Here is a 26,027-nt window from a genome sequence, read left to right as displayed (position 1 = left end):
GCATCCGCTCACTCTCTCCAGGTGATCTCACAGCTCGATGCCCGCATCACGGGCCAGCAGGTCGGTCATGCTCTCGCCCCGCACGATCACGCGCGAAGCACCATCGCGCACGGCGACGATGGGCGGCCGCGGCACGTGGTTGTAGTTGCTCGACAGCGGCGCGCAGTATGCGCCGGTCGCGGGCACAGCGAGCAGATCGCCTGGTGCGGTATCGCCAGGCAGGTACTCGTGGTCGACGACGATGTCTCCGGACTCGCAGTGCTTGCCGACTACGCGCACCAGCACCGGATCAGGCGAGCCCTCGCGCGACGCGAGCCGCGCCGAGTACTGCGCGCCGTAGAGTGCCGGGCGAGCGTTGTCGCTCATGCCGCCGTCGACACTCACGTAGCGTCGACTGCCCGCCTCGAGGGTGACGTCCTTGATCGTGCCGACCTCGTACAGTGTCACGCCGGCGTTGCCGACGATCGCGCGCCCGGGCTCGAACGACAGTGCCGGAATATGGATGCCACGGGCTGCGCACCCCTCGGCGACCGCCGAGACGATCCCCTCAGCGAGCTCAGCAATGGGAGTCGGATCATCTGCACGCGTGTAAGCGATCCCGAACCCACCGCCGAGGTTGAGCTGCGGAACATCGCCGCCGGAGAGAAGCTCCTGGTGCAGATCGAGCACGCGCGAGGCGGACTCGCGGAAGCCGGCCACGCCGAAGATCTGCGAACCGATGTGGCAGTGCAGTCCTACGAACACGAGGCCGGGGATCTCCCGGATTCGAGCGACGGCTGCGGCGGCATCGCCCAACGCGAAGCCGAACTTCTGGTCGTCGTGCGCAGTGGCGAGGAAGTCATGGGTCTCGGCGTGCACGCCGCTGTTGACGCGCAGCATGACGCGCTGGTCACCATCGGTGCGGGCGATGATGGCGGCGAGGCGCTCGATCTCGATAAGACTGTCGATCACGATGGTGCCGACGCCCGCCTCGACGGCCCGCTCCAGCTCGAGCACCGACTTGTTGTTGCCGTGGAAGCCCAGCTGCGCAGCATCCGCCCCGGCCGCGAGCGCGACCTCGAGCTCGCCGCCCGTGCAGACGTCGACGTTCAACCCTTCACTGGTCACCCAGCGGACGATCGAAGTATTCAGCAGCGCCTTGCCCGCGTAGTAGATGCGGGCAGTCGTGCCCTGCCCCGCAGCAGCCGATTCGAAGGCACGTCGCAGCGTGCTCGCACGGCGACGCACTTCGCCCTCGTCGATGACCTGCACCGGGGTGCCGTAAGCGCGCACCAGCTCATCTGCAGAGACACCGCCGATGATCATCTCTCCGTCGGCGCCCCGCTCGATCGACGCCGGCCAGACAGCCGGCACCAGATCATTGACGTCGTCGGGTGCGACCAGCCATTCTGGCGCAGGAGAGGAGACAGCGGATTGCACAGAGCACCAATCTTGGAACGGGTCCTCGGGTGGAAACGCCGCACGTCGAGGTTGCCCACGATTCTAAGGCACCGCCGCGACGCGCCCCGTCAATATCTCATCGGGCGACTACGGTGAACGAGATGGAAGACACTTCGGATTCTGCGCGGCCCGGTTTCCCGGCACGAGCCATCGCGGCCGTGATACGGCGGCTGCTGAAATGGCGTCTGGTGCGTGCGGCGCTGGTCTACTCGGCCCGACGCGGACCTGTGCTCGCGGATGCGGTGACATACCGCGCATTGTTCAGCGTGTTCGCAGGCGTGCTGCTCGGATTCTCGATCGCCGCATTGTGGCTTGCGGGAAACAGTGCCGCGTGGGATGCCGTGGTGTCAGCAGTCGACTCGGCGGTTCCCGGATTGATCGCGACTTCGGATGGTGACGGAATCATCGATCTGGACAGCATCGGGGCTCCCGCCGGCCTGTCGATCGCCGGTGCCATCTCGCTGGTCGGGCTGATCTTCGCCGCGCTCGGCGCGATCGGCTCGCTGCGCACAGGGATGCGCACGATCACCGGAACCGTGAGCGCCGATGTCGCCTGGTACAAGGTGATCCTTCGCAATCTGACGCTGGCGTTGATCATCGGGGTCACCTTCCTCGCTGCCGCTGGTCTCACTTTCGCAAGCCGGCTCGCCGTGCAGTGGGTCACGGATGCGGTGGGGCTGTCAGACGACTCTGCGGGCGCCTTCTGGGCTGTTCGCGTTGTCTCTCTCGTCGTGGTCCTGCTGTTGAACGCGGTCTTGGTCGCGGCGGCCTTCCGAATGCTGTCCGGCATCCGCGCGTCGGCGAAGTCGCTCTGGAGCGGAGCTGCCCTCGGTGCCGTCGCCCTGCTGGTGCTGCAGGAGCTGTCGGGGTTGTTCGTGGGAGGCGCCTCTTCCAACCCGCTGCTCGCGTCGTTCGCATCGCTGCTGGCGCTGCTGATCTGGCTCAACCTGTCGACGCAGGTCATTCTGCTGTCGAGTTCCTTCATCGCCGTCTCGGTGGAACAGGAGCATGACCGGGTTGCCGCCCAGTACCGCGCGGAGACGCTGGCGCAGGCGAACATGCAGCTCGCGGAGAAGGACGTGCGCACAGCGACAGCCTCCCTCCGCGACGCTCAGGAGGCCGTGGCCGTCGAGCAGAAGAAACCCCACTGAACTGAGGAGACGTATGACTTTTCGCGCACGCCACATCGCTCTGGTCGCCTTGGTCTCGTTGTCGCTCGGCGGGTGTGCCGCCACGGCGGGCCCAGAAGAAAGCGCAGCGGGTGGCGGAGGCACCATCGAAATGGCAGTGTCCGAGACGTGCGTCGAGGGATCCGACCCGCAGTGCATTGACGTCGACGGCCAGTATGTCCTGCACCCAGCCAGCTTCGACAAGGCGACGGTGGAAGAAGCCGTTGTCAGCGGTCAGCAGGACAATGCCGTCGAGATCACGTTCACGTCCGAGGGCGCCGCGGTGCTCAGCACGGTCACGGACCGCGCAGCTCGAGCCGGTGCTGATGCACGCCTGCTTCTCAAGATCGGCGATGACATACGCGGCGCCATCGAGGTCAAAGAAGCCCTGGGTGGCGACGAGATCACCATCGCGCTCTCGCCGGACGAAAACCCGCAGGATGTCGTCGACCTCCTCTCCAAGGGCTGAGAGCGTGCCATTCTTCTGCTTCGCGAACCAGCTCGTGGATGGAGTGCGAAGGGTCACGTGTGACCACCCCTGAGCTTCGTGAATGGGCGTGGAATGGTCATGGCTATCGCCTCGCGGAGAAGACGGCGGTCGTCGTGCACCGGCACGGTGACGAAGTACGTCTCACCGTGCGGTCTCTGACGCGCGCCGCGCCGCAGCAGCCCTGGCGAGCGGTGTACCCGTTGCTGCGCATCGTGCAGCAGATCGTTCGTCGACGGTACCTGCGCTCGCTCGATTGAGAGCGGGGTCAGCGCGAGCAGGTGCCGTTCTCGAGGAGCTTCGGGTCGACGGCGATGTCACCGTCGGCGCTGATGTCGGCGACGATCTTCGCTCCTTCGACCCGCAGGCCGGTGAGTGCGATGCCAGCGGGCAGCCGGTCGGCGATGCACACCCGCTGCGGTCCGGAGAGGTCGCTGCCGGCATCGCCGAGAAGCCCGACGAGGTTCTGCAGGTCGATCTCTTTGCCGCCGATCGTCACCGATACCGGGGTCAGCAGCAGATCGCCGTCCTGCGCGCCGGGGGTGACGGTGAGACCCAGCGGAATCTCCTGCCCGAACAGGGGGATGCCGCCCTGGGCGACCACGTTCGGCTCCTGCAGGGTGATCTCGGAGATGGGCAGATCAGCTGCATCCAGCAGAGATGCGAACTGCGACTGATCGATCGTGATCGTGCCTTCCGCCGAGCCCAACGCGCCACCGTGAATGGGCACTTCAGTGGCGACCACATCCGCGGACCCCGTGATGCCGCCGATCGTCACCTCGTCGGAAGACAGCTGCAGTTCATCGAGGGTGCCGGTGATGAGCTGCGGCAGCAGGATGCCGGACGCGGTCACATCGAGCTGCTGATCTGCCGGCAGCTCCAGCTGCTCGATCACCAGCGAGCGCACCGTACTCGGCAGCACGGCGCGGGCTACCAGCTCGGCAGCGACGAGCAGCACCGCGATCACGACGACGACGATCGCCACTATCCACGGCCAGCGCTTTCGCGGTCTGCGGGTTGGAGCCTCGATGACGGCGGTCATGTCACATCCGCTTGGGCGCCGAGACGCCGAGCAGCTCCAGCCCGTTGCGCAGCACCTGACCGGTCGCGTCGTTCAGCCACAGTCGGGTCCGGTGCACGCTCTCGATGGGATCGTCGCCTCTCGGGATGATTCGGCAGTTGTCATACCAACGGTGATAGAGGCCGGCGAGCTCTTCGAGATAGCGGGCGACACGGTGCGGCTCGCGTACTTCGGCAGCGAATGCGACGATGCGCGGGAACTCCTGCAGTGCGCCCAGCAGCGCGCCCTCAGCGTCATGCGTGAGTAGCTCCGGGGCGAACTCCGAGCGGTCGACACCGGAATCAGCCGCGTTGCGGGCCACGTTGTGCGTGCGAGCGTGGGCGTACTGCACGTAGAAGACCGGATTGTCGTTGGTGCGCTTCTGCAGCAGCTCGGGATCAAGATCGAGCGGCGAGTCAGCGGGTGAACGCTCGAGCGAGTAGCGGAGCGCATCGGTGCCGAGCCAGTCGAGCAGGTCGTCCATCTCGATGATGTTTCCCGCGCGCTTCGATAGCCGGGCGCCGTTGATCGAGACCATCTGCCCGATGAGCACCTGAATGTTCTTCTCCGGGTCCTCCCCCGCGGCCCCTGCGACAGCCTTCAGCCGGTTGACGTAGCCGTGGTGGTCGGCACCCAGCAGGTAGATCTTGTTCTGGAAGCCGCGGTCGCCCTTGTCGAGGTAGTACGCAGCATCGGCAGCGAAGTACGTGTACTCGCCGTTGGAGCGACGGATCACACGATCCTTGTCGTCGGTGAAGTCGGTGGTGCGCACCCAGACGGCGCCACCCTCGTCGAAGACGTGCCCCTGCGCGCGCAGGCGGTCAACCGCCTGGTCGATCCGGCTCGTCTGGCCGTCCGGGCCGAGGTCATGCAGCGTGCGCTCCGAGAACCACACGTCGAACGGCACATTGAATCGGTCGAGCGAGGCCTTGATCTCGGCGAGCTGGTACTCGTACGCCTGATCGCGCGCGACGACGAGCTGCTGCTCGTCGTCCAGCGCGAGCAGACCGGGGTGAGCGGCCAGCACGCGTGCGGCCAGGTCAGCGATGTACTGTCCGGGATAACCGCCCTCGGGAGTCGGCTCGCCCTTGGCCGCGGCCAGCACCGAGTAGGCGAAGCGCTCCATCTGCGCCCCGGCATCGTTGATGTAGTACTCCCGCACCGCGTTCGCGCCGCTCGCGAGCAGCAGACGCACGATCGAATCACCGAGTGCCGCCCATCGAGTGTGTGCGATGTGCAACGGCCCCGTCGGATTCGCAGAGACGAACTCGACGTTCACAGAAACGCCCGCCTGCGAGTCATTGGTGCCGTATGCAGGGCCCGCGTCGACGATCGTCTTCGCCAACGCACCAGCGGCTGCGGCTTCGAGCCGGATGTTCACGAAACCGGGGCCAGCGACGTCGACACTGGCGATGCCATCGACTTTCGCCAACTCGCCGGCGATCTGCTGCGCGAGCTCGCGCGGGTTCGTGCCCAGCTGCTTGGCGAGGCGCATCGCGATGTTCGTCGCCCAGTCACCGTGATCGCGATTGCGAGGGCGATCGAGCACGATGTCAGATGCCGTGAGGCCCAGTTCGCCGTCCGGACGTCGCTCGGCCGCGATCGGTGTGACGACGGCGAGGATTGCTGCGGAGAGGGCTTCAGGGTTCATAGACGATCCAGTCTACGGCTCGCAGAGCCGCCGCCAGCATCCGAACCGCTGCCCGACGGAATCGTCAGAACGGCGCGTCGACGGGGGCTTCGGAGCGGATGGATACTGCCGACGGCACGAACATCACCCGCCGCGGCGGTGGGTCGGCATAATCGCGGCCGGTGGGACTCGTCCACCGCACGGACCAGTCCGGCAGCTGATGTGCCGTCCAACGATGCGCATCCGGGATATCCGGATGCTTCAGCACGTGGTGTCCGCGGCAGAAATGCGCGAGGTTGTCGATCGCCGTGGGACCGCCCAGCGCATAGTCAAGATTGTGATCGGTCTCGCACCGATGCACGGGTTGCCGGCATCCGGGAAACCGGCAGTGCTGATCACGTGCGCGCAAATAGCTGCGCATCGGCTCGCTCGGCGTATAGGTATCGGTCTGCGTGACGAATCCGGTCGGGTCGAGGAACAGACGAGTCCAGCCGGCACGCGCTCCCGCGAGCGTCCGTGCGGTGTCGGGATGCAAAGGCCCGGTGCCGTCGAGCTGCACGGGCAGGTCATCCGCACCAGCCAGGGTGGCCGCGGCCACTGTGACCTGGATGGTCGCCGTGATGTTGTCGAGCCCGGTGCGGTGCGCGGCGGAAGGATCGGATGCCAGCAGCAGATCGGTCAGCAGATCAGCACGCAGCTGATCCATTGTGCGAACGTCTGCGGGAACGTGCGTGATGCACGGGCTGTCAGCGTGGAAGAACGGGTCGGATGCCAGCATCGCCTGCACGTCGTCGTCAGCGGGATCTGGCAGCAACGGATCTTCGCCGCCGAACGGGTCAGCGATGAACGTATCGGCGCCGAAGCTCATGCCCGCCTCGACGTCCCAGCCCACATCGGCCGGCGTGAGCGGAGGCAGCACGACGTCGCGATTGTCGGGATGCTTCGCCAGTTCGCGAGCCATCGTGGTGAGCCGGTCGTGAATCCCCACCGCGAGATGCTCGGGCAGCACAGCCTCCAGCAGGGCGAGCCCATCGCCTACGGAGCGCACTGTCACAGTCCGCTCGCCACGCGCCCGCTTCTGCCGCTGAACGACCGTGACTCCGGCGAGAGCTGCGGCGACCTCGGCAGCGTGCACCCGCGTGCGCATCGCCGTATCGCGTTCAGCGATCTCGAGCACGGCGGCTTCGTACAGAGCCAGAGTGTCAGACGACACTGTGCCCTCGTCAATCGCATCGCGCACCACTTCTGCGGGGCGGATGACTTCGCGCACATGCCCAGGCGTGATGCGTCCTGATTCGAACAAAAGGACGACCGCCGGAAAGCACTGCTCCAGCATCCGCGCGTCGCTGAACGCATACTCCATCGACCCCTTCGAGATCCTGCCGGCCGCCGAATGCTCCGCGATCATCGACCGTTCAATGACGTCTCGCTGCCTCGGCGCAACCGCGATCTCGTCTTCCATCAGCCGCCAGCGCTGCGCGAGCAGTGCCGCCGACTTCGCCTGCATCGCGGCGATCTCACGCTGCAGCTCTCCCCACTCATCGAGCAGGGCAATGCGCCGCTCCATGAGTACTTCGAGATCCTCAGGCATGCCCCTAGTTTAGAACATACTTTCCCATTTAGGAAGAGCCTCTGCAGGGAAGCTGACCCTCAAAAACGTGCCACCGTCGTTGTCAAACGCCCCAGCAATTGATCGTCGATGACGCCGCCGGCGGCGCGAACCGCGAGCATCGCCGCACCGACCGCACCATCCCGCACGACGCGTATCTCCAAGCCTTCAACGGCTCCACCCAGCCGTGCCAGGAATGCGTCACGCACGGGCCCGGTGCGCGCCAGCACCCCGCCACCGATGGCGAGCGGCCCCGGCCCCTCGAGTACGGACGCAAGCGTGTCTGCGAGGTGCTCTCCTGCCGCAGCGAGGATGTCGGTAGCCACGGCATCCGACATCTCGAAGGCGAACGGAGCCAGCGCCGCGAGCTCGATCGGCGGTCGCGCGTACAGCGCGGTGATCAGCTCTTCCAAATCTTCCGTTCGCCCCTGGTGGATCTCCCTCGACCGTTCCACGCCGCAGTGCTCGAGCACTTTGTCCGTCAGTGCGGTTGCGGGCCCCGTGCCGTCGAGATCCTGCACCGCGGCACGAGCGATGGCCTGGCCGATCGAGAAGCCACTCCCCCGGTCGCCGAGCAACCACCCCAGCCCGTCGCCCGCCTTGGCGATGCACCCATCCTGCACGCGGATGACACACGCTCCCGTCCCGGAGACGAGGGCATAACCGAACGGTGATGCCGCAGCACTGAAGTACGCCGCGAGAAGGTCGGACTCAAATTTGAGATCTCCTCTGAATCCTCGGTCGACCAGGCGTTCTCGCAGCCAATCGCCGCCTGCCGCGCGCGAACCCGCCATCGCAGCGACGACCGTGGAGAGATCTGAGATCGCTCTTCCAGACGCTCGAAGCGCATTGTCGATCGCATCGAGGACTCCATCCGCGGCACGATCTGGACCGGCCGAAATCGGATTCCCACGCCCGCCGACCCCGTAGCCGAGACACTCGCCGCCGAGGTTCGTCAGGACCGCACGGGTCGAGGTCCCACCGGCATCGATGCCGACCAGAAGCGGTTCGTGACTCATTTGTGATCTTGTCCTGTTTGACGTTTTCGCCGCGTGAGAATAGTTTTCATTCAACGGAGATTCCCCGAAGAATCAAATTCGTCCAACGGAGGTCGAAGAATTGGAGGCAATGGTGCCACGGACCAGCGACATGGGCAACGGCATGACGATCGCACGTCGCATCGCCGCCAGCCGTCGCGCCATGCCGACTGCGATGAGCAAGATCGCCGATGTCGTCACCGAGCACCCCGCCGCCCCCGTCGAGCTGACGATCACCGAACTCGCAGATCGCGCCGGCACGTCACCGGCGACGGTCACGCGCTTCTGCCGTGCTCTCGGCTTCGACGGCTACACGCAGTTCCGCGTCGGCGTCGCCAGCGAGATCGGACGCGGTGACGCGAACGAAAGCTGGCAGGCCGACATCGGACAGGAGTTCGGATCACAGGACGAACCGGGCAAGGTCCTGCAGACGCTCGTGGCACTTCACGTGGAGAGCCTGGAGACCACCGCGGCCCGCCTCGACCTCGACGCGGTGCTCCGGGTGGCAGACGCCATCGCTTCCAGCCATCATGTCGACATCTACGGCGTCGGCGGCAGCGGCATCATCGCGCGCGAATTCCAGGGTCGCCTGTATCGCATCGGTGTGAATGCGCACTCGTGGTCGGACGTGCACGAGGGGCTGACAAGCGCCGTCATGCAGAAGAGCACGTCAGTCGCGATCGGCATCTCCAGCACCGGTCGCACCGATGAGACCGTGCAGATGCTCTCGCAAGCCGGAGCGACGGGCGCGTTCACCGTGGCGATCACGCATGACGCCGAGTCCTGGCTCGCGGGCATCGCCGACGTCTCCCTCGCCACGGCAGAGCCCTCGCGCTACCTGCGCCCGGATGACCTCTCGGTGAAGCATTCCCAGCTGCTCGTGCTGGATCTGCTGTACCTGCTCATCGCGCAGCAGATGTTCACCGAGGCATCGACCCGGCTCGCCGCCAGCGCAATGGCCGTGTCCGCTCACCGCAGACCGCCGCGGGCTGTCAAGAACACTCCGATCCTGGAGGAGACGCGATGAGCCCCACTCCCACCGGGTTGCTTCACGAAGCGACCAGCAGACTCGAACGGCTCGCATCGGATGCCGAAGCCGGCGCACTTGACGCCGCGATCGCGCTGATGGTCGCCGCGCTGGATGACGGCGGCGTGCTGCAGTCGTTCGGCACCGGACACTCCGAAGCGTTCGCCATGGAGATCGCCGGGCGCGCAGGTGGGCTCATCCCCACGAACAAGTTCGCGCTGCGCGATATCGTGCTGCACGGCGATCGTGGCATTGACGTGCTCAGCCCCGCGCTGGAGCGCGAGCCCTGGGTCGTAGACGAGCTCATGGCGACGGTAGAGGTCGGCCCGCGCGATGTCTTCCTGATCGCATCGAACTCCGGTGTGAACGGGTCGATCGTCGGCACCGCCCTGTGGGCGAAGGAACACGGTCATCCCGTGATCGCCATCACCAGCCTCGAGCACACGGCGCGCGTCGATCCGAAGCATCCGAGCGGCAAGCGTCTCAGCGATGTCGCCGACGTGGTGATCGACAACCTCGCGCCTTATGGAGACACGACTCTCGAGTTCGACGACGGCATCGGCGCCGGCGCCGTCTCGTCGATGACCGCCGCGTTCATCGCGCAACTGCTGACGCTCGGCGTCGCGCGCGCCATCGTCGAACGCGGCGAGACTCCCCCGATGTACATCTCCGCCAACATTCCCGGCGGCGATGACCACAACTCCGTCCTTGAGGACCGCTACCGCGGCCGCATCCGACGGGGAGCTTGATCTCCTGAGCTCACCCTGGGGCCCTGAACTCGTAGACGGGCCCGCAATCGACACACGATCACATCACAACGGAAGGTATAGAGATGGAACTCAACGAAGCATCCATCAGCCGTCGCAACCTGCTGCGCGGCGCGGCTGCCGCAGCGATGCTGCTGCCGTTCGGCATGACCCTCGCATCCTGCGCAGCGCCCGGGGGCGGCGGAGGCGGCGGCGGCGACAAGCCGAAGGGCGACGCGACTGCTGACAACCCGTTCGGTGTCGCAGCGAACTCGAAGGTCGACGCAGTCATCTTCGACGGCGGCTACGGCATCGACTACGTCGAGAACGCCGCGACGATCATGCAGGGCAACAAGGCCCTGGATGGCGTCACCGTCAAGGTCTCGTCGTCGACGAAGATCGCGCAGGAGCTCCAGCCCCGCTTCGTCGGTGGCAACCCGCCGGACCTCATCGACAACTCGGGTGCGAACTCGATCGGCTGGAACACGATCCTCGACCAGCTCGAGGACCTCAGCGATGTCCTCGACTCGGACAACCTCGAAGGCAAGAAGATCGCCGACACGCTCTTCGACGGCGTGAAGGCACCTGGCACCTTCGGTGACAAGTTCGCGGCGATCAACTACGTGTTCACCACGTATGGCCTCTGGTACTCGGGCAGCCTGTTCGAGAAGAACGGCTGGGAGCCGCCGAAGACCTGGAAGGACCTCAAGGCGCTGGGCGCCGCGGCGAAGGAGCAGGGCAAGTACCTGTTCCTCTGGGGCAAGGAAGCAGCGACTTACTACCAGACGTTCGTTATCGACTCCGCTGTCATCCAGTCCGGTGACGACGTGCGTCTGCCGTTGGAGAACCTCAAGGAGAACTGCTGGTCGCACCCGACCCTGCAGGCGATTCTCACCGAGCTGCACGACCTGATCCAGGCCGGTTACATGAAGCCGGGTGGTGGCGGCACGCAGTTCACGCAGGCACAGGCGCAGTGGAGCCTCGACCAGGAGGCGCTGCTGTACCCGTCGGGCTCGTGGATCGAGAACGAGATGAAGAAGACCACGGCCGACGACTTCCAGATGAAGGGCGTCCGCGAGATGCCTCTGGACGACAAGGCCACGACCCCGGCGGGCTTCATGCGCGCAGAGGCCGGCGAGCCCTTCATCGTTCCGTCGAAGGCCAAGAACCCCGCCGGCGGCAAGGAGCTGCTGCGCACGATGCTCTCCAAGGACGCGGCCACGGCGTTCTCGAAGGAGAAGCTCGCACCGACGGTCGTCAAGGACATCGTTCCGGATGACGGCTTCGGCTCGACGGCTCTCGTCTCGCAGGTGGAGATGATCGCCGCTGCCGGATCCGGCATGTTCACGATCATGTCGACCAACCTGTACGGCATGAACAGCGACCAGCTGCCGATCTGGAACTCGTTCCTGGACGGCAAGATGTCGGTCGCTGAGATTACCAAGCAGTTGCAGGCACTTGTCGACAAGATCCGCAACGACAGCTCCATCGAGAAGATCGAGATCAAGTGAGCTATTCCACCCCTAGCGGTGGACCGGGCTTTGAGACGGCCGCGGTCATCGCAGCTCAGGCGGGGCGGCGCAAGCCGCTCCGCCTCGGCGGCCGCAAGCTGACTTTCGATTACGTCTCGTTCCTGGCGGTGTTCCTCCTGCTGCCGCTGGCGATCTTCGTCATCTTCGTCATCTCGCCGTTCGTACAGGCCCTGTATTACGCGATGACGAACTGGACGGGCTTCTCCGACACGATGGATTTCGTCGGTGTCGAGAACTTCGTCAAGCTGTTCCAGGACACGACCTTCCAGCAGGCGATGCTGAACAACGTCGTGCTGGCGCTCGTCGTCCCACTGGTCACGATCGTCATCGCCATGACGTTCGCGAGCATGATCACCGTCGGTGGCCCGAGCCACGGACAGGTGCGAGGGCTTCAAGGCTCCAGCTTCTACCGTGTCATCTCCTTCTTCCCGTACGTGATCCCCGCCATCGTCATCGCGATCCTGTGGAGCATGATCTACACGCCCAGCGGTCTGCTCAACGGCATCCTGGGCGCGTTCGGCATCGATACCAACCAATTCGCCTGGCTCGGCGATGAGCGCACAGCAATGGGCGCGACGATCTTCGTGATCGTCTGGAGCATGGTCGGGTTCTACATGATTTTGTTCATCGCCGCGATCAAGGGCGTCCCGGGCGAGACTCTCGAGGCGGCGCGCATCGACGGTGCCGGTCGGTTCCGCACCGTGACTTCGATCGTTCTCCCGCAGATCCGCGACAATGTGCAGACCGCGTACATCTACCTCGGCATCATGGCCCTGGACGCGTTCGTCTACATGGCTGGTCTGAACTCCACCGGCGGCCCGGGAAACAGCACCCTCGTCATGAGCCAGTACCTGTTCCGCACGGCCTTCGAAAAGGGCCAGTTCGGCCTCGCTACCGCTATGGGTGTCGTCCTCGCCGTGATGACCCTGCTGTTCGCCGCGCTCATCATCGGCTTGTTCCGCCTCATCGGCGGCAAAGATGAAGGAGGACGCGCATGAGCACTGAGACGCGCGCCGCTGTCACCATCGATCGCCGCACGAAGCGGCAGGATCCACAGCTGCACACGAGGAAGGCGACCACCGGCGACAAGGTGGTCGGAGGCACTTCCCACGTTGTGATGGCGATCTGGTCACTGGTCGTCATCCTGCCGATGGTGTGGACTCTGATCGGGTCGTTCAAGACGACCAAGGAGATCTTCGCATCGCCCTTCGGCCTGCCCGCCGAGTGGAACTTCGACAACTACGTCAGCGCCTGGGTCGACAACGCCTTCGGACAGATGTTCGTGAACACGGTCATCGTCGTGGGCGTCTCGCTGGTGCTGGTGATGGTGCTCGGTGCGATGTGCGCCTACGTGCTGGCACGGTTCTCTTTGCCGGGCAGTCGGCTGATCTACTACCTGATGCTCGCCGGGCTCACCTTCCCGGTGTTCCTCGCCATCGTTCCGCTGTTCTTCATCCTGCAGGGAATGAACCTGCTGAACACGCTGCCGGGTCTGATCATCACGTACGTCGCCTTCGCGCTGCCGTTCACGGTGTTCTTCCTGTTCTCGTTCTTCAAGTCCCTCCCGTATGAGATCCAAGAGGCCGCCTATGTCGACGGCGCCAGCGAGTGGCGCACGTTCTTCACGGTGATGCTGCCCATGGCGAAGCCGGGCATGGCGGCGGTGGCCATCATGAACTTCCTGGGACTGTGGAACCAGTTCCTGCTGCCGATCTCGCTGAACGCCGAGAAAGACAACTATGTGCTGTCGCAGGGTATGGCTGCATACGCATCCTCCGCAGGCTACGCACTCGACTTCGGTCAGATGTTCGCCGCCGTGATGATCACGATCATCCCCGTGCTCATCGTGTACATCCTCTTCCAGCGCCAGTTGCAGGGATCGGTGTCGCAGGGCACATCGAAGTGATGGCTCAGCACTGATGGATCGCCCCTCCCCGCATCCCGCGCCGGACGGGCGATCCGGTGCGCGCCGGCCGGGCACACGCGGCCGAGTTCCTCCCGCACGATCATTCCCCTACACTCGCCTCATGACCCTGCATCCGCCGACCCGACGGCGCCGCGCGGCCCTCGCGGTCGTGGGCGCGCTGACAGTCGTCGCCGGAGCTGTTCTCGGCATCACCCGGCCGTGGATGCCGCCGGTGGAGACAGCACCAGTGGCCGCAGCCGTCGACTCGGGCATAGCGCCCATTCCGCTGGCGCTCGGCGAGCATCCGACCGTGCTCGTCTTCGGGGACTCCTGGACCTACGGGTCGGCCGCGACGGAGCCGACGCTCGGATACGCATACCTGCTCGCCGACCTGATCCAGGGTGAGACCGTCGTAGACGGCGTGCGTGGCAGCGGTTACCAGAAGCCGGGAGTGGACGGCCCGACCTACGGTGAGCGCATCGCCGCACTGGATGCCGACATCAACCCGGATGCTGTCATCATCGAAGGCTCCATCAATGACCGACGCGAGGATCCTGCCGGGTTCGTCCCCGCGGTGAACGCCGCCTGGGATGCTCTCACGACCAAGTTCCCGGAGACGCCGATCATCGTGATGGGCCCCGCACCGCACGAGCTGCCCGTCGGCGCCACGACCGCGCGCATCGACCGCGACCTGGCCACTTTGGCCGCATCCCGGGGCTGGTGGTACATCTCCCCCGTGCAGGACCGCTGGATCACGGAGGCGAACTACCTCGACGTGATCGACGTCGGCGCCGGACGAAAGCACCCGACAGATGCCGGGCATCGCTTTCTCGCCGAGAAGGTCTCCGATGCTCTGCAGCAGTTCAGCGATGCCCCGGTGACAGCCGCCGACGGCACTCGACTCGACCCGGCGAAATAGTCGCCGCTACCCCGCCTGCTCGGCCGGGTATTCGACCCCGCCCGATGCGACGACCGCTCCACGGGTCAGCTCTGCCGGCGTGACGCGGCCATCGGGCATGAGATGCCCGACCGTCATGTCACGAGCGAGCAGATGGTCGGCGATGATGCGGCGATGGCACCGCCACCAGACCGCTTCTGAGCACATGATGGCCACGTGGTGTTCCGCGTGTTCTCCCGCCGCGAGAGCGAGCAGCTCGTCGAGACCGCTGGCGAATTCGGAACCGAGCGCGTAGTCGGCGTAGTTGTGAAAGCTTCGGTTCTCCCAGAACCCATTCACTGCGTCATCGACGGTGTGCTGTCGATTGCGACGCCCTGCCAGATCAGCGATGCGCTGATACGAGATGCCTGCGTCGGGCAATGACGCCGAGAGCGCATCTTCGTTGAACCACGGATACCGATTCGAACCCGGCAGCCGCCGCACGTCGACGACAGCATCCACCCCCGCCGCCCCCAGCAGTGAGACGAAGTCGTCGAACGGATGCGTGGAATGACCGACTGTGAGAATCATCCGCTCAGTCTTTGAGATGCCTCAGCGCGTCACCCTTGTGCGCCGCGATGTGGTCTGTCTTGTCGCTTTTGATCTCATACTGCGGGTCTGTCTTGCTCGCACGATGCGTGTGACCTTTGTAGTCGAAATCGGCGGTGTGCACGGCCGTGATGCGTCCGTGCACGCGACCTGCCTCCGAATTCCAGCTGACGTGATCCCCGACCTTGAACTGCTTCGTCATGCGACGCTCCTTCCTGTGGGGCGCTCACCATCGAGCGCATCGATGGAGATGTTCAGCTCCTCCATCTTCTTTGCATAGGTGCTGCGGGCGGCTTTCGCCTGACCGTGGGCACCCAGCGCTGCGAGCGCATCGATCAGGCCCTCGTGCGCGCGTTGGTCATAGCCATCGATAGCGAGGATACGCCGATAGCACTCGAGCCGCGTGAGCTCATCATTGCTCTCCTGCGAGGCCTCTGCGAGAGTGTGCGCTGCCGCGAAGAACGCGGCGTGCACCTCGCTGCGCAGCTGCTCCGCCCAGGACTCTTCCGGTTCGTCGACCATCGCATCGCCTCGGTGCAGGTCGAGGGCTTCGCGCAGACGGTCGGCGCCCGTCGCGGTCAGCGGCGCCCCGTTGAGCGCCACGGCTGTCTCGGCGAGGAACCGCTCGACGTCGATGTCGATGCGCTCGACGCACAGGCGCACCGTCGAACCGGTCGTCTGCACGAACGCATCGCTCGGCAAGACGCGCTGCGGGTCCAGCACTCGGCGCACCGTCGTCGCCGCGACCGAGAATCTGTTCGCCACCTGCTGCGGTGCTTCATCGGGCCAGAGCAGGTGCATCAGGGTGTCGCGCCCGATCGCGACCCCGCGACGCGCGACGAGGATCTTCAGCAGCTGCCGGGCCTTGCGCGACTGCCAGCGGGCGACGGTGCCATCGTGCGCGGTGACCTCGAAAGTGCCGAGCACTTCGATCTTGGGCGCGGCGGTGACAGTCGGCTGCTCATCCGCAGCCACCGGCGCAGAATGCGGGCTGCTCAGCGAATCGACGAGCCCCGCGGCTGCGCGCTCGATACTGTGCAGGCCCAGCGCACCCGCGGTTGCCATCGCTTCCCGAGCGAGGTCGGATGCTTCGTGTCTCCCGGCAGGATCTCGCCGATCGGCGAGGATCGCGGCCAGTTCGACCTGCGCCTCGGCAAGCCACGGATGGGCACCGATCCGCGCTGTCACATCGATCGCGCGACGGTAGTGTCCGATCGCCCCGTCGACGTCGCCCGTGGCCTGCGCGACCAGCGCCAGCGGTCGCGATACCGTGCCCCAGCACGTGACGCCGAGCCCGATCGTGACGAGTCGGTCTTCGAATGGCTGCAGTGCCGCACCGACTTCGGCGGCGATCGCAGTCTCACCCAGCTCAGCGGCTGCGACGGCGAGGATGCACGCGGTGGACAGCCAGTTGCGGTCCAGCGGAAGCTCTGCGAAAGGCGGGAGGGTGGCGACAAGCGATCGCGCAGCACTCCTGCGGCCTTGGCGAAGCCACATCCAGGCGAGTGAAACAGCCCACACCGGCTCATGGGGTGCGACCTGTCTCGCATGCAGGAATGCCGGCTCCAGCTCGACGACGCGCCCCTGCATCCAGCGGATGATCGCGAGCTGTCCGACCCACACGCTCTTCGCGTCGGGATCACCTCCCTGCAGCGCGAGGCCCAGACCCTGATCAGCGATCTTCTCCGCTCGATCCGCCTGTCCGTCGATGGTCGCGCGCAAACACCGGAACCAGGTGACGTGCCGTTCCTGCTCGAGCCAGGGGAATGCGGAGAGCAGCTGGCCGCTCGTGCTGAGAGCATGGTCGAGCTCGGCGATCCGCCCCAACTCGGCGAGCGCACTCAGGTGCAGGAAGTAGGCCGTCGGCACGAACTCGAGTTCACCGCTGACCTGTGCGATCCGCAGGGCTTCCCTGGTTTCCACTAGCCGCCGCTGTACGCCGTCCGGCGAGACATCCACGATGCTCGATGCGATCAGCGCCCAGGCTCGCGAGACTTCGTCACCGGCGCTCGCTGCTTCGCGCTGAGCGTGCTCCGCAGCCCTCTCAGCCGCGGTGATGTCGGTGAAGATATGCGCCGAGGCGAGAATCGTCTGCAGCCGGGTCCGCACGGGGTGCGCTGTTGCCTCCACACGTTCGAGGATCTCTGGCACACGACGCACCTGCTCGCTGGCATCCTGGCCGGAGTAGTGGAGCACGAACCGCGTCGTCGAGGGCATAGCAACACCATAGCTGTGCTTAACGTCGGCGCTAAGAAGCCTTTAGAAACACCCTCATATGGTGATCGGAGTACCAGGGGGAAGCCTTGTCGATGCCTCAGCGCAGCGGAACAGCTTTTCACAACCGAACATGAGGAACCGACGTGACACAAAGACGCTTGAACCGACGCGCTGGCGTGCACGTCACCACATGGGCATTCGCGCTCGCCACGGCATTGATGCTGACGGGTTGTGCCAATGCGCTCGAGGCCCCGCACAATCCTGCGCCGGATACCGCCGGAGCGCCCGCTGCCAGCCAGGACGAGCAGCAGCCCGCAGCGGATGCTGGATCGGTGCAGGTATCTGTCGATGGTCGGGAGTTCACGTTCACGATCAAAAGCTGTGCTCGATACCAGGACAGCGAAATTGAAGTCTCAGGGCCCGGTGGCGAAGCCGGCTCGGACGTGCCGAGCTACTTCGACGGAGGGTTGATGGAGATGGACTCCACCCCGCGCGGTGAGTTCCGCATCGACATCGGCACGGATCAGCCCTTCGACTCCACCGGCGACTTCCTATCGATCGGCGATTCCACCGGTGGCGCTATCAGCGTTGACAACGACGGCGATGACTATGTCGTCACCGCGGCCAGTTGGGATGCCCAGGGCACCGACCTCGGCCAGGGCACGGTGCGCATCACATGCCGCTGAACGGCAGCATCCACCATTCTTTCCCCTCCTAGACATCTGAGAGAGATCATGAACCGTACCGTCGCCGTACTCGCGGCACTTCTGCTCGGCACGACCGGCCTCACCGCGTGCGCGGCCGAGAGCCCCGCTTCCCCGCCGAAGGAAGCGCCCACAACCCAGAGCTCAACCGATGCCGATCCCAAGGATGGTGACGAGCCCGCCGCCGCCCCCGAGGGCAAGGCCTCGGTCATGCCGCCTGGCGCACGTCCCGCCAGCGCCGAGTTCCCTTTCCCCGTGCCGGAGGACTGGGCAGAGAACTGGCCGTTCACGGAAGAGAAGATCGGCAAGGAGATGGGAATGGCCGGCTCCTTCGTCTACCCCGGCGACGCCGCCTCCGCCGCGGAGGAGTACAAGCAGCTGCTGCAGCAGGCTGGTTTCGAGATACACCCGAACCCCCTCGCCGAACAGGTCAATCAAGCAGCCTTCATCGCCAAGGGAGATGTCAATGGCGTGCGGTATTCCGGCACCCTCGATTTCGATACGGATGCCGAAGGCACGCAGAGCGTGTCGATAAACCTGAGGAAGGCTTAGGAACAGAAAAGACCGCCCTCAGGCGGTCTTTTCTTTCCGTGCCCCCGACAGGAGTCGAACCTGCGACCTACGGTACCGGAAACCGGCGCTCTATCCACTGAGCTACGGAGGCGTACCGATCAAGGCTATCAGTTGCAGCCGCGGCTCCCGCGCAATGGCACCGCCCTCAGAGCCGTCGGGTGAGGATCCATCTCAGACCAGGAACAGCGACATCATCCCGGGATTGTGCGCGTGCACGAGCACGGCGAACACCACCGCATCGAACAGCAGATGCACGGTGACCACATACGCGAGCGAGTGCGTCCGCACGAAGATGTACCCCTGCAGCAGCGCGAACGGGATCGTCAGCACCGGGCCCCAGGCACGGTAGCCGAGCTCCCACAGGAATGACACGAACACCACCATCTGCAGCAGGTTCGCGGGCAAGGTCGGCATGTGCCGACGCAACAGCGCGAAGACCGTGCAGATGAAGAACAGTTCATCCCAGATGCCCACCGCACCGACACCCACGAAGAGCCGCGCGATCAGATCGGAGTCGTCTACCACCGGCCAATTCAGGTAGACACCGCTGGTGATGAAGTAGAACGGCAGAATCAGCCATCCGAGCACCAGCACGGTCACCAGCCAGCCCCACTGCCACAGCGTCCAGCGTCGACCGGTGCGCCAGGGAAACGAGATCGCGCGATCGCGGAACAGGAAACGCGAGACGACGTACGGCACGAGCACGGCACCACCGAGGGCGAGCGTGAACCGCAGCATGGCGAGGTTGTCGAGCTCGGCTGCCAGCGGGATCGCGTGCACGATCAGCATCCCGATGCCGATGAGCGCAAGATCCCGGGTGAGCGACGGCCGGCGCTTCTCGCCGAGCTTCATGCCTCTATCGGCCCGGTGGCCGAACGATACCGCGACCATCGCGGGCTGACCGCGTTCGATCAGCGCGGCCGTCCCGACACCTGCCGCCAGCAGCACCCAGCCGACCCAGGTCCAGCCCAGCACGAAGAACGCGGGAGCTGCAGCGCAGACCAGCAGCGCGGGCGGGATGCTGCGCCAGGCGAGAGGCGTCACGTCCGCGGGGAGCGACGGTAGCTGAGGTCTCGAATCGCGCGACCCTTCGCGATCCCCTTGCGTTCGAAGGCGGTCATCACGCGGCCTTCGAAACGATCGGCCCAATCTCCGTCGAACGCACGCTCGAAGTCGGGAGCCTCATCGAAGACTTCGCGCATCTGCCGTGCGTAGTCCTCCCAATCGGTCGCCAGACGCACGACGCCACCGTCGGCCAGAGCACGGGCGGCGATCTCTGCAAAGCCGGTGCGCACGAGCCGACGCTTCGTGTGACGGTTCTTGTGCCACGGGTCGGAGAAGAAGATCCAGATCTCCGACACCGAGCCTTCCGGCAGGTACGGGTCGAGAACCTCGGGCGCATTCGCCTCGATCAGACGAAGATTGCGCACGCCGGCGTTGTCGGCATCGAGCATCGTGCGGGCGAGGCCCGCGCGGAAGACCTCGACCGCGAGGAAGTCGTCGTCAGGACGTGCGGATGCCGCGGAGATGATCGCGTGCCCCTGGCCGGACCCGATCTCCACGATCAGCGGCGCCGAGCGCCCGTAGGCGGATGCCACGTCGAGCCGTGCATCCGCGTGCACCGACGTCGTCGCGACCCCGCGCTCGACGTCGAGCAGATAGAACTCCGCGTGTTCTGCGAACGCCCGCTCCTGTCCGTCGGACATGCGCCCGCTGCGGCGGACGAAAGAGACCGGCTCATCGCGGAAGATGCGTGGTTCTGGCATTCCTCCAGAGTACCGGGCGACGGTCAGCGCGCCGCCGGTTCGGTCACGAAGTCGATGAGCTCTTCGACGCGGCCCAGCAGCGATGGCTCGAGGTCTCGAAAGGTGGTCACCTTCGAGAGGATCCGCTTCCACGCGTGCGCGATGTCGGTCTGATCCTCAGCCGGCCAGCCGAATGCTCGGCAGATGCCCGTCTTCCAATCGGTTCCGCGCGGGATCTGCGGCCAGTCCCGGATGCCGAGTGCCGCCGGCGTCACGCACTGCCAGACGTCGATGTACGGGTGTCCGACGATCTTGAGATGCGCCCCGTGCGGACCGCGCATGATCTGATCGACGATGCGCGTCTCCTTCGAGCCGGGCACGAGGTGATCCACGAGTACGCCGTAGCGTCTGGTCGATGAGGGCGGCTCTGCAGTCAGCAACTCGTCGAGCAGGTCGAGACCCTGCAGGTACTCGACGACGACGCCTTCCACGCGCAGGTCTGCTCCCCAGACCTTCTCGACGAGCTCGGCGTCGTGTCTGCCTTCGACGAGGATGCGGCTGGGCAACGCGACGCGCGCACGGTCATCGACTGCGGCGTACGATCCGGATGCCGTCCGGCGCGGCCCACTCCGCTTCGCTGCGGGAACCGCAAGCCGCACGGGTTTCCCCTCGAGCAGGAAGCCACCGCCGAGCGGGAAGCTGCGCCGCCGGCCCTTCCAGTCCTCGAGTTCCACCATGCCGGCCTCGACGCGGGTGATGGCGCCGCAGAAGCCGTCGTCGGCGACTTCGATCACGAGATCCTTCTCGGCCGAAACCTCGGCCGCCTGCACGGATCCGCGCTGTCGCCATCCGTCGGAGAGCACGTCGGTGCCATATCGGTCGTCCATGCCTTCCAGCGTATGCTCCTGCGCTGACGGCGAACGAAGATGGCTCGGATGCTGTTGCGTGTCGGGGGTCTTGCATAGACTCGTTGCGATGGGGGCACGGCTGTCGGTCGGAGGGAGCGCACTATGAGGAATCGGTGGCTGACGCTTGCCGCACTGCTGCTGGCTGTGGTGATCGGAGGCTTCACAGCATCCGCCGCCTCGGCCACAGACCCGGTCCAGCTTGACCCGGGCTATGTGACGGATACGGCCAGCGTGCTGTCCGCTTCCGAGAAGCAGGCGCTCGAATCGCGTCTGCAAGAGCTCGCCGAGAACTCCTCCGCCAGTCTTTTCGTCGTCTTCGTCGATGCCTTCACGTCTCCGTCCGACCGCATCCAGTGGGCGAACACCGCGGCCGAGAACAACAATCTCGGCACCAGCCAGTATCTGCTCGCCGTGGCGGTCGATCAGCGCGCGTTCTACATCTCCTCCGGGGTCGGCGGTCCGATCAGTGACAGTCAACTCGACTCCATCGAGAACAAGATCCAGCCGCTGCTCGCTCAGAGCGACTGGGACGGCGCGATCGTACTCGCCGCTGACGAAATCCAGGGCGATGGTGGTGCGGGCTTCATCCGCATCATGCTCGTGATCGCCGCCATCGTCGTCGTCGCGCTGCTGATCTGGATGACAGTGAAACTCGTTGCGAAGCGTCGCCGCGAAGCCGCCATCCGTGCACGGGGCGCCATGCCCGAGACACCCGACCCGAATGATCCGTTCTCCACGCTCACCGACGACCAGGTCGAGACCCAGGCCGGCTCCGCTCTGGTGCAGGCCGATGATGCGATCACCTCCAGCCGTGAAGAACTCGGCTTCGCGATCGCCCAGTTCGGTGATCAGGCCACCGACGGCTTCTCCCAGGTGATCGAGACGGCCAAGGCGAAGATGTCCGAGGCGTTCGATCTCAAGCAGAAGCTCGACGATGAGATCGAAGACACGATCTATGATCGCCGAGCCTGGCACATCCGCATCATCGAACTCTGCGATGAGATCGACGACGTGCTCGATGACAACACCGAGGCGTTCGACGAATTACGGTCGCTCCAGCAGAACGCGCCGCAAGAACTCGAACGCGTGCGCGGTGAGCGTGCGGCGCTCGATTCCCCGCTCGCGGCCGTCGCACCAGCCATGGATGCGCTGGCCGCTGAATACGATGCAGCAGCGCTCGACACGGTCGCCGACAATGCCCGCGAGGCACGAGAGCGCGCGGTGCTCGCCGACCGCTCTATCGATGCCGCCGCGAAGGCCATCGCCGCCGGCGAAACCGGTGAGGCCGCGTTCGCCATTCGCACGGCTGAGCAGTCGATCGCGCAGGCAGCGCAGCTCTGCCAGGCGGTGACCACCCTCGGCGGCGAGCTCACAGCCCTTGAGACCCAGGCCCAGGCGCTGATCGCCGACCTGCAGGGCGATATCTCGACAGCCAGCACCCTTCCCGACGCTGCAGGGACTCTGGCAGCCGCCGTCGCGGCCGTGCAGCAGCAGTTGACGCTCGCGCAGGCTGATCTCACCGGAAACGCGCGCAGCCCGCGCCGTGCTCTTGAGGCACTGTCGGCGGTGAACACCCAGATCGACGCGGCAATCGCACAAGGTCAGGAAGTCGTCGTGCAGGCTCGACGACAGCAGCAGCTGCTTGAGCAGACGCTCGGACAGGCCAATTCCGAGGTGCGAGCCGCGCACGAATTCATTCAGACGCGGCGCGGATCCGTCGGCTCCACAGCACGCACCCGCATCTCACAGGCCGAGGCTTCGCTCAACCAGGCTCTGAGCCTGCGCGCGACCGACCCGAAGGCGGCGCTCGTCGCAGCTACTCGGGCGCTCGACTTCGCGCGACAGGCCTCGTCGTATGCGCACAGCGATGTCGCGGCCTATTCTTCGCAGAGCGGCATGTGGGGCGACCCTTACCGCGGTGGATCGGGCGGCGGCTCCAGCATCGCCGGCGATATCCTCGGCGGGTTCATCGGCGGGCTCCTCGCCAGCGGCGGCACGTCCCGCAGAGGCGGCAGCAGCTGGCGTTCCAGCGGCAGCAGCGGTTTCCGCAGTTCCGGCTTCGGCGGCGGGAGCCGATCGATAAGTCGTTCCAGCGGCCGCAGCGGCCGTTCCGGAGGTGGTCGCTTCTGACGCCCCCGATGACCGACCTCACCTGACCGACTATCAGTGACACGATTCCGTCCCTCTGAAAGGAACAACCTATGGCCAAGCAGTCCATCTTCGGGCGCATCTCCACGCTCGTCCGCGCGAACATCAACTCGCTTCTCGACTCCGCCGAGGATCCGCAGAAGATGATCGACCAGCTCGTCCGCGATTACACGAACAACATCGCAGACGCCGAATCGGCGATCGCCGAGACCATCGGCAATCTGCGCCTGCTCGAGCGCGACCACGAAGAAGACGTCCAGGCGGCGACCGAGTGGGGCAACAAGGCACTCGCGGCGAGCCGCAAGGCGGACGAGCTGCGCGGGGCCGGCAGCAGTGCGGATGCCGACAAGTTCGACAGCCTCGCCAAGATCGCCCTTCAGCGTCAGATCAGCGCCGAGCGCGAGGCGAGGTCGGCCGAGCCGCAGATCTCTTCGCAGACCGAGATCGTCGACAAGCTCAAGAGCGGCCTGAACGGCATGAAGGAGAAGCTCGGCGAGCTGAAGACCAAGCGCAGCGAACTGCTCGCCCGTGCCAAGGTCGCCGAAGCGCAGACCAAGGTGCAGGATGCCATCGGCTCGATCAACGTTCTCGACCCGACCAGCGACCTGGGCCGCTTCGAAGACAAGATCCGCCGCCAAGAGGCGCTCGCGCAGGGCAAGGCCGAGATCGCGGCCTCCTCGCTCGACGCACAGTTCGAGAGCCTCGAAGACCTCGGCGAGCTGACCGAGGTCGAAGCACGCCTCGCCGAGCTCAAGTCCGGCGTCACACCGCAGGCTGCTCTCGAGTCAGACTGAGCCGAGAGAGTGGATGCTGCATCTGCAGCATCCACTCTCGACTTCTCCCCCGGAGAATCCAATGACCAGATTCCTCATCGTTCCGCAATGGCAGGGCTCTCCCGCCCCGCGTGCCATGCTGCTCGTCGACGGCGCGAACGCCATCGCCGGTGATCTGCCGCGCAAAGACACGGTCACCCTCGATGTGCCGCTGGAGGCGGGCGAATCTCTGACAACGGGCGTGCGCCGACTGAGTTCGCTGCTGCGCGTACGCGAATTGGTGCACGAGGCCGGAGCGGATGAGCCGACGGTCGTGATCGGCGGCGACTGCAGTGTGAGTGCCGCCGCTCTGTCAGCGCTCGATACCACCGACGTCGCCGTGCTGTGGTGCGATGCGCACCCTGACCTGCACGATCCGTCGTCATCACCGTCGGGAGCGTTCTCCGGCATGGCGCTGCGTGCCATCCTCGGCGAAGGCGAGGCGCAACTGGCGCTGGCACCAGGGATCGCGCGCGAGCGCGTGATCACGCTCGGCGCACGCAGCATCGACGATGCGGAGCAGCCCGAACTCGACCGACTCACGAGCCTCTCGGTTGACGACGCCCTCGATCCGGCTGCCGTCGCCGCCGCGATCCGCGCCACCGGCGCGTCACGCGTCTGGGTGCACATCGACGTCGACGTGCTCGACCCGGCCGACTTCGTCGGGGTCTCTGAACCGGCACCTTTCGGCATGAGTGCCGCCGACCTCATCGCTGTGATCAAACGGGTGCGCGAAGATCTGCCGCTGGCGGGTGCGACCATCGCCGGTTTCGCCCCCCGCAGCGCGGATGCTGCCGTGCAGGACCTCGGGTCGATCCTTCGTCTGATCGGCGCCGTCGCGTGAATGGCGGCTGGCAGGTCGACGCCGAACGCGCACTCGCAGATGGCCGGCGCTTCGACCGTCGCATCCCCGCATTCCTGCTGCGATCTCCGATCAGTCGCGTCGGCTACTGGTGGGGCACCGCCGTCGGCTGGCTATGGGGCTCGATCTGGAGCACAGGGCCGGTCGAACGTCGCAACGGACTCTGGGTCTTCCGCGGCCTGCCGGAGTGGGCGTTCGCGCGAGGCGGCGTCTGCGTCGGCGGATGCTACCTCACCGGCGACCGTGCGCCGACGGAGGCTGTGCTGCGCCATGAGGCTGTGCACAAGCAGCAGTGGCTGCGCTACGGGTTTCTGATGCCGGTACTGTACCTCTTCGCAGGGCGAGACGCACTGCGCAACCGCTTCGAGATCGAAGCCGGGTTGGAGGACGGCGGCTATGTGCGGCGTCTTCCGCGCGCTCGTCAGCGGACGGAGAGTCCGTAGCGCTCGGGTGCGTGAATCGCCGCGACGTCGATGCCGTGGCGTTCGGTGAGATGATCGATGATGTCGGCCGTGCTGAGGTAGCCGCCGAGAAGCGTCACCTCTGTTGCCAGCGCACTGTCGCTCTCATCGCAGAGCATTTCGTCGGCCCATGCGACGGCCGCGCGCGTCAGCGCCGCACCCATTCCGCACTTGCGCACACTGCCGAAGGCACCGGAGCGACGTGCCCGTGGCAGCCACGTCACAGTCATCCGCGGCGGAGCCGTGACAGCACTGACGTCGTCGCTGTCCGCGACCTCGATGAACACACGTCCGACGGCGCACAGCGGCAGCGTTGCGAGGAGAACCTCAAGCTCTGCGAGCGAGTTCTCGTCTGCCGTGATCAGGTGCTGCACCTGGGGGCGACGCGATGCCCTGCGTGCGGCGCGTGCGCGAGCGACGGTTTCGACGGTGGTCATGATGAAGCAATCATAACACCCGATGAAGGCA

27 protein-coding genes and 1 tRNA gene are annotated in these 26,027 nt (G+C 65.7%); 15 read left to right on the top strand and 13 right to left on the bottom strand.

What is annotated here, in order from left to right; translation table 11 throughout:
- Nucleotides 1-27: 27 nt before the first annotated feature.
- The gene (gene lysA, locus FM104_RS07525; RefSeq protein WP_179206715.1) at nt 28-1,419 is read right to left on the bottom strand and encodes a diaminopimelate decarboxylase; all 1,392 of its coding nucleotides are present in this window, start codon (nt 1,417-1,419) and stop codon (nt 28-30) included.
- A 122-nt stretch (nt 1,420-1,541) separates the two neighbouring features.
- Here lysA and FM104_RS07520 point away from each other — a divergent pair, with 122 nt between their 5' ends.
- The 3 genes from FM104_RS07520 to FM104_RS07510 are packed head-to-tail and all read left to right on the top strand — an operon-like array spanning nt 1,542 to nt 3,356.
- Nucleotides 1,542-2,591, top strand: a complete 1,050-nt coding sequence (locus tag FM104_RS07520) for a YihY/virulence factor BrkB family protein (RefSeq protein ID WP_087130811.1) — start codon at nt 1,542-1,544, stop codon at nt 2,589-2,591.
- A gap of 13 nt (nt 2,592-2,604) precedes the next feature.
- The gene (locus tag FM104_RS07515; protein WP_087130810.1) at nt 2,605-3,078 is read left to right on the top strand and encodes a hypothetical protein; all 474 of its coding nucleotides are present in this window, start codon (nt 2,605-2,607) and stop codon (nt 3,076-3,078) included.
- A 59-nt stretch (nt 3,079-3,137) separates the two neighbouring features.
- On the top strand, nt 3,138-3,356 hold the full coding sequence (locus tag FM104_RS07510) for a DUF1990 family protein (RefSeq protein WP_087130809.1): 219 nt from the start codon (nt 3,138-3,140) through the stop codon (nt 3,354-3,356).
- Nucleotides 3,357-3,364: 8 nt separating this feature from the next.
- On the opposite strand, the gene FM104_RS07505 is transcribed toward FM104_RS07510, so the two are convergent.
- From FM104_RS07505 to FM104_RS07490, 4 genes are all read right to left on the bottom strand, one after another.
- Nucleotides 3,365-4,138 carry an LmeA family phospholipid-binding protein gene (locus tag FM104_RS07505; protein ID WP_087130808.1) on the bottom strand — a complete coding sequence of 258 codons (774 nt, stop codon included), beginning with the start codon at nt 4,136-4,138 and terminating at the stop codon, nt 3,365-3,367.
- A 1-nt stretch (nt 4,139) separates the two neighbouring features.
- A complete protein-coding gene (gene argS / locus FM104_RS07500) occupies nt 4,140-5,807 on the bottom strand; it encodes an arginine--tRNA ligase (protein WP_087130807.1) in 1,668 nt (555 codons plus the stop codon).
- Nucleotides 5,808-5,871: 64 nt separating this feature from the next.
- Complete coding sequence (locus FM104_RS07495; RefSeq protein ID WP_087130806.1) at nt 5,872-7,377, bottom strand: HNH endonuclease signature motif containing protein; 1,506 nt, start codon at nt 7,375-7,377, stop codon at nt 5,872-5,874.
- Between the two features lie 59 nt (nt 7,378-7,436).
- Entirely contained in the window at nt 7,437-8,414 is a 978-nt protein-coding gene (locus tag FM104_RS07490) for an N-acetylglucosamine kinase (RefSeq protein ID WP_087130805.1), read from the bottom strand.
- 112 nt (nt 8,415-8,526) lie between these two features.
- On the opposite strand from FM104_RS07490, the gene FM104_RS07485 reads away from it, so the two are divergent.
- The 6 genes from FM104_RS07485 to FM104_RS07460 all read left to right on the top strand — a co-directional run bounded on the left by FM104_RS07485 (nt 8,527) and on the right by FM104_RS07460 (nt 14,562).
- Nucleotides 8,527-9,459 carry a MurR/RpiR family transcriptional regulator gene (locus tag FM104_RS07485; RefSeq protein WP_179206714.1) on the top strand — a complete coding sequence of 311 codons (933 nt, stop codon included), beginning with the start codon at nt 8,527-8,529 and terminating at the stop codon, nt 9,457-9,459.
- A complete protein-coding gene (locus tag FM104_RS07480) occupies nt 9,456-10,208 on the top strand; it encodes a sugar isomerase domain-containing protein (protein WP_087130803.1) in 753 nt (250 codons plus the stop codon). Before FM104_RS07485 ends, FM104_RS07480 begins: the two co-directional genes overlap by 4 nt.
- An 83-nt stretch (nt 10,209-10,291) precedes the next feature.
- Complete coding sequence (gene ngcE / locus FM104_RS07475) at nt 10,292-11,716, top strand: N-acetylglucosamine/diacetylchitobiose ABC transporter substrate-binding protein (RefSeq protein WP_087130802.1); 1,425 nt, start codon at nt 10,292-10,294, stop codon at nt 11,714-11,716.
- Nucleotides 11,713-12,735, top strand: a complete 1,023-nt coding sequence (locus FM104_RS07470) for a carbohydrate ABC transporter permease (protein WP_306298514.1) — start codon at nt 11,713-11,715, stop codon at nt 12,733-12,735. The genes ngcE and FM104_RS07470 overlap by 4 nt, the downstream gene beginning before the upstream one ends.
- On the top strand, nt 12,732-13,643 hold the full coding sequence (locus FM104_RS07465) for a carbohydrate ABC transporter permease (protein ID WP_087130801.1): 912 nt from the start codon (nt 12,732-12,734) through the stop codon (nt 13,641-13,643). The genes FM104_RS07470 and FM104_RS07465 overlap by 4 nt, the downstream gene beginning before the upstream one ends.
- A gap of 121 nt (nt 13,644-13,764) precedes the next feature.
- The gene (locus tag FM104_RS07460; RefSeq protein WP_179206713.1) at nt 13,765-14,562 is read left to right on the top strand and encodes an SGNH/GDSL hydrolase family protein; all 798 of its coding nucleotides are present in this window, start codon (nt 13,765-13,767) and stop codon (nt 14,560-14,562) included.
- A 6-nt stretch (nt 14,563-14,568) separates the two neighbouring features.
- Here the strand turns inward: FM104_RS07460 and FM104_RS07455 are convergent, their stop codons facing one another.
- Genes FM104_RS07455 through FM104_RS07445 form a run of 3 tightly spaced genes read right to left on the bottom strand, consistent with a single transcriptional unit; the run spans nt 14,569 to nt 17,346 of the window.
- Nucleotides 14,569-15,111 (bottom strand): DUF488 domain-containing protein, encoded by a 543-nt coding sequence (locus FM104_RS07455; RefSeq protein ID WP_087130800.1) that lies wholly within the window; start codon nt 15,109-15,111, stop codon nt 14,569-14,571.
- Between the two features lie 4 nt (nt 15,112-15,115).
- Complete coding sequence (locus FM104_RS07450; protein WP_087130799.1) at nt 15,116-15,331, bottom strand: hypervirulence associated TUDOR domain-containing protein; 216 nt, start codon at nt 15,329-15,331, stop codon at nt 15,116-15,118.
- Complete coding sequence (locus tag FM104_RS07445) at nt 15,328-17,346, bottom strand: BTAD domain-containing putative transcriptional regulator (protein ID WP_087130798.1); 2,019 nt, start codon at nt 17,344-17,346, stop codon at nt 15,328-15,330. The genes FM104_RS07450 and FM104_RS07445 overlap by 4 nt, the downstream gene beginning before the upstream one ends.
- 143 nt (nt 17,347-17,489) lie before the next feature.
- Here FM104_RS07445 and FM104_RS07440 point away from each other — a divergent pair, with 143 nt between their 5' ends.
- Nucleotides 17,490-18,032 carry a hypothetical protein gene (locus FM104_RS07440; RefSeq protein WP_143738274.1) on the top strand — a complete coding sequence of 181 codons (543 nt, stop codon included), beginning with the start codon at nt 17,490-17,492 and terminating at the stop codon, nt 18,030-18,032.
- 48 nt (nt 18,033-18,080) lie between these two features.
- A complete protein-coding gene (locus tag FM104_RS07435; RefSeq protein WP_087130796.1) occupies nt 18,081-18,602 on the top strand; it encodes a hypothetical protein in 522 nt (173 codons plus the stop codon).
- Between the two features lie 39 nt (nt 18,603-18,641).
- Here FM104_RS07435 and FM104_RS07430 read toward each other — a convergent pair.
- From FM104_RS07430 to FM104_RS07415, 4 genes are all read right to left on the bottom strand, one after another.
- Nucleotides 18,642-18,714 (bottom strand) — tRNA-Arg (locus FM104_RS07430).
- A gap of 80 nt (nt 18,715-18,794) precedes the next feature.
- Entirely contained in the window at nt 18,795-19,667 is an 873-nt protein-coding gene (locus tag FM104_RS07425; protein WP_087130795.1) for a CPBP family intramembrane glutamic endopeptidase, read from the bottom strand.
- Complete coding sequence (gene trmB / locus FM104_RS07420) at nt 19,664-20,389, bottom strand: tRNA (guanosine(46)-N7)-methyltransferase TrmB (RefSeq protein ID WP_087130794.1); 726 nt, start codon at nt 20,387-20,389, stop codon at nt 19,664-19,666. Before trmB ends, FM104_RS07425 begins: the two co-directional genes overlap by 4 nt.
- A gap of 23 nt (nt 20,390-20,412) precedes the next feature.
- On the bottom strand, nt 20,413-21,255 hold the full coding sequence (locus FM104_RS07415; protein ID WP_087130793.1) for a DUF3097 domain-containing protein: 843 nt from the start codon (nt 21,253-21,255) through the stop codon (nt 20,413-20,415).
- 123 nt (nt 21,256-21,378) lie between these two features.
- Here FM104_RS07415 and FM104_RS07410 point away from each other — a divergent pair, with 123 nt between their 5' ends.
- From FM104_RS07410 to FM104_RS07395, 4 genes are all read left to right on the top strand, one after another.
- On the top strand, nt 21,379-23,406 hold the full coding sequence (locus FM104_RS07410; RefSeq protein WP_087130792.1) for a TPM domain-containing protein: 2,028 nt from the start codon (nt 21,379-21,381) through the stop codon (nt 23,404-23,406).
- Nucleotides 23,407-23,477: 71 nt separating this feature from the next.
- Nucleotides 23,478-24,218 (top strand): PspA/IM30 family protein, encoded by a 741-nt coding sequence (locus FM104_RS07405; RefSeq protein ID WP_087130791.1) that lies wholly within the window; start codon nt 23,478-23,480, stop codon nt 24,216-24,218.
- 61 nt (nt 24,219-24,279) lie between these two features.
- Entirely contained in the window at nt 24,280-25,080 is an 801-nt protein-coding gene (locus FM104_RS07400) for an arginase family protein (RefSeq protein WP_087130790.1), read from the top strand.
- Complete coding sequence (locus FM104_RS07395) at nt 25,077-25,541, top strand: Fe-S oxidoreductase (protein ID WP_087130789.1); 465 nt, start codon at nt 25,077-25,079, stop codon at nt 25,539-25,541. The genes FM104_RS07400 and FM104_RS07395 overlap by 4 nt, the downstream gene beginning before the upstream one ends.
- Here the strand turns inward: FM104_RS07395 and FM104_RS07390 are convergent.
- Nucleotides 25,520-25,996 carry an SIP domain-containing protein gene (locus FM104_RS07390; RefSeq protein WP_087130788.1) on the bottom strand — a complete coding sequence of 159 codons (477 nt, stop codon included), beginning with the start codon at nt 25,994-25,996 and terminating at the stop codon, nt 25,520-25,522. The genes FM104_RS07395 and FM104_RS07390 overlap by 22 nt on opposite strands.
- Nucleotides 25,997-26,027 lie beyond the last annotated feature (31 nt).

Source organism: Microbacterium esteraromaticum (assembly GCF_900163815.1).
GTDB lineage: Bacteria > Actinomycetota > Actinomycetes > Actinomycetales > Microbacteriaceae > Microbacterium > Microbacterium esteraromaticum_B.
Note: the sequence above shows the minus strand (reverse complement) of the source record. Positions and strands in the feature narration are given on the sequence as shown.